Genomic DNA, 2,132 nt, shown 5'->3' with positions numbered 1-2,132 from the left:
AGATGCGGGCGCTCCTTGGCGAAGGCCTCGACTTTGCGCGAGCCCATGCCGATGGCGAGCGCACCATAGGCCTTGCCGGCCGACATTTGCGGACGCAGGAACGAGGCGCCGTCCTGGCGCTGGAAGGCGACCAGATGCCCGCCGGCGTCGAGCACCGAGACGCCGAGCGGCTTGAGCTTGAGATCGGAGCCCTTGGCAAAGGCGGTTTCGATGATTTGCCTGGCTTTTTCGAGCGGCAGTGCGGTCATGGCGGTCTCCTGTTTGAAACGCGTCGATCATCGATCGTCGGCGGGCGAGATAACATCCCCGTTCCGGTTGAAATTGCTTCGCGTGAAAAGGCAGGATGGAAAGCAGCCTTCGCCCGCTCTTCCGGATAAGCGTTGCCGCTTGTATGGCTCCAGACGTGGCTGGGCTACTTCTTCTTGGCGCGGGCCGGTTTCTTGGCGGGTTCCGCCGGCGCGTTGGCGAGGTCTTCCGCTTCCTTGGCGAGACGCAGTGCCCGCAGCTTGTTGGTCTTGGCCTGGCGAGCATCGCTCTCGGCGGCGTATTCGGCCATCGCCTTCTGGCGGACGGTTGCCGCCTCTTCCTGCTTCTTGAAGCGCAGGTCGGCGCGTGCGCGGGCAGCATCCCGAGAGTTCTCAACCAAGACCTTATCCAATCCCGTGAATTGTGATTTTCCGCTTCTTCTAGCAGAGCCGGCCCCAAAACGGGAAAATAAGTTGGTTACGCGGCCGGGCTGGCGGCGAGGGCCTTGCTGGCAACCACCGCCTCGTAGGCGGCCTGCAAGGTCGCGCGGACAGAAAGGCCAGACATTGTATCGAGCGGCATGCCGAGATGCTCGTGCCGCAACTCGTCCATGAATTTGTCCCACATAGGCTGTCCGCCCTTTTCCAGCAGTTCGGCGCGGATCGACAATTCGTCGCTGACCGGCAGCCAGACGCGGCCCCAGGCGCCGAGATGGGCCAGGATCGGAACCAGCGTGATCGCCATCTCGGTCAGGCTGTAAATCGCCTTCTGCTTGTGCGAGGGATCGTTGGCCTTGGTCAGCATGCCCAGCTCCATCAGGCGCTTCAGCCGGTCGGCGAGGATGTTTGAGGCGATGCCTTCCATCGATCCGTTGAGCAGCTCGCGAAAATGGCGCCTGCCGCCGAAGATCATGTCGCGAAGGATGATCAGGCTCCAGCGGTCGCCGAAGACTTCCAGCGACAGATTGATCGGGCACCCGGACCGGCGATCCATGCTCATGAGATTTTTCTCCAAAACCGGTTGCATTATCGTATCAGTTTTATTATCGTGCAACCGATTGCAAAATGCAATCAGTTTTGCAGAGAGGAGACTGCGTGATGAGGACCACCGAACGCCCTGAGATTATATCCGAAGTCTTTGGCGATCCGGCGAACCCGCCGCTGTTGCTGATCATGGGAGCGATGGCCTCGATGCTGTGGTGGCCGGAGGCGTTCTGCCGGAAACTGGCCGGTGCCGGCCTGTTCGTGATCCGCTACGACAATCGCGATACCGGCCGTTCGACGAAATCCAAACCGGGAGAGCCGCCCTACACGTTCGATGATATGGCCGACGATGCAATGCATGTTCTGGACGACCACGGCATCGGCAAGGCGCATGTCGTCGGGATGTCGATGGGCGGCATGATCGCGCAGCTTGTGGCGTTGAAACATCCCTCGCGTGTCGTATCTCTGACTGTGATCAGCAGTTCGCCGGTGGGAATCGACACATCCGGCCTTCCCGGGACGACCGAAGCCTACATGGAACACTCGGCCGAGGGCGCCAAAGTCGATTGGTCGGACCGTGGTCAAGTGGTCGATTTCATCGTCAGGGATGCGCGGGCGATCGCCAGCACCACGCATTCATTCGATGCGGCGGGGATACGGGCCTTTGTCGAGCAGGATTACGACCGCTCCGGCGGCTTCCTGAGCGCGACCAACCATTTCATGCTCAAGGGCGGCGCCGCCTGGAAGGGCCGCCTGCACGAGATCGCGGCGCCGCTGCTGGTCATTCACGGCACGGCGGATCCGATCTTTCCGGTCGAACACGGCGAGGCGCTGGCCGAGACGGTCACCGGCGCAAGACTCATTCGCATCGAAGGTGGCGGCCACGAGCTGCATCCGGACGAC

At 61.7% G+C, this 2,132-nt stretch carries 4 protein-coding genes; 1 reads left to right on the top strand and 3 read right to left on the bottom strand.

All coding sequences use genetic code 11. The annotated features are described in order from the left end of the window. From EN932_RS34715 to EN932_RS34705, 3 genes are all read right to left on the bottom strand, one after another. On the bottom strand, nucleotides 1–248 hold a 248-nt coding region (locus EN932_RS34715; RefSeq protein ID WP_206619000.1), incomplete at its 3' end, for a heme-binding protein. A 164-nt stretch (nucleotides 249–412) separates the two neighbouring features. Then, a complete protein-coding gene (locus EN932_RS34710; RefSeq protein WP_013529228.1) occupies nucleotides 413–646 on the bottom strand; it encodes a hypothetical protein in 234 nt (77 codons plus the stop codon). 77 nt (nucleotides 647–723) lie between these two features. Next, complete coding sequence (locus EN932_RS34705; protein ID WP_127385308.1) at nucleotides 724–1,245, bottom strand: helix-turn-helix domain-containing protein; 522 nt, start codon at nucleotides 1,243–1,245, stop codon at nucleotides 724–726. Between the two features lie 98 nt (nucleotides 1,246–1,343). Here EN932_RS34705 and EN932_RS34700 point away from each other — a divergent pair. Continuing rightward, nucleotides 1,344–2,132, top strand: a 789-nt coding sequence (locus EN932_RS34700; protein WP_164890798.1) for an alpha/beta hydrolase, incomplete at its 3' end; no start/stop codon positions are given.

Source organism: Mesorhizobium sp. M7A.F.Ca.US.002.01.1.1, from assembly GCF_004022955.1.
Classification (GTDB): Bacteria; Pseudomonadota; Alphaproteobacteria; order Rhizobiales; family Rhizobiaceae; genus Mesorhizobium; species Mesorhizobium ciceri.
This window is presented reverse-complemented; position numbering and strand designations above follow the sequence as displayed.

What these genes read in the sequence shown, in the direction of transcription:
- EN932_RS34705 (WP_127385308.1), bottom strand. Translation starts at nt 1,245, where the DNA reads ATGAGCATGGATCGCCGGTCCGGGTGCCCGATCAATCTGTCGCTGGAA.